This window comes from Streptomyces torulosus (genome assembly GCF_001419765.1).
GTDB classification, from domain to species: Bacteria; Actinomycetota; Actinomycetes; order Streptomycetales; family Streptomycetaceae; genus Streptomyces; species Streptomyces torulosus.
Genome location: NZ_LIRK01000307.1, coordinates 8,224 through 8,832, shown reverse-complemented (window position 1 = coordinate 8,832; position 609 = coordinate 8,224). Strand labels below are relative to the sequence as shown.

At 67.3% G+C, this 609-nt stretch carries 1 pseudogene; it reads left to right on the top strand.

The annotated features are described in order from the left end of the window. Positions 1 to 391: 391 nt before the first annotated feature. Positions 392 to 609 (top strand): annotated as a pseudogene (locus AOK23_RS50055) (diguanylate cyclase CdgB); the annotation flags it as partial.

The window sequence follows — 609 nt, the reverse complement described above, 5'->3', positions numbered from 1 at the left end:
CGGACAGGGGCGGTGCGGGGGAGGCTGGGGTGACTGAGGGCTTCGACACGTCCGCACGCTAGTCCGTGTCCCCCGGCCGCCACATCCGGCCGGAGATCCACCTTCCGGCCGGTCCCGCGACCTAGGTCGCACCCGTCGGCGCGGTGCTCGCCCGCGTGCTCGGCGTTGGCTCAAAAGAGTCCGTCTACCCCGTCATCGCACTCGGTCATCACCGCTCACAGGGCCTACACAGAGTCCNNNCCCTGTGTACCGAGTGGGCTTCGCGCTGTGATTCAGTGGCGGGGACGCTGCAAGCTGTAAGCAGGAACTGTAAGCGGTAGTAAGCCCATGAGTTACGCCGGATAGCAACCCTGGAGCCTGGAGCTGCCACAAGATCTCGGGGGGAGGGCGAATGGAAACCGAGTCGGAGCCTTACGTCCGTCTGACGACGCTGCGGCAGCTGCACCAGGTGATGGCGGACATGAACACCGCACGCAGCCTGGCCGACACGCTGCAGACCGTCGCCGACGGTGTGGTCAACGGCCTGGGGTACGAGCTGGCGTGCGTCAATCTCGTCCGCCCCGACGGAGACCTCGTCGTCGCCGCCCTCTCCGGGAACTCCGCCGCCGA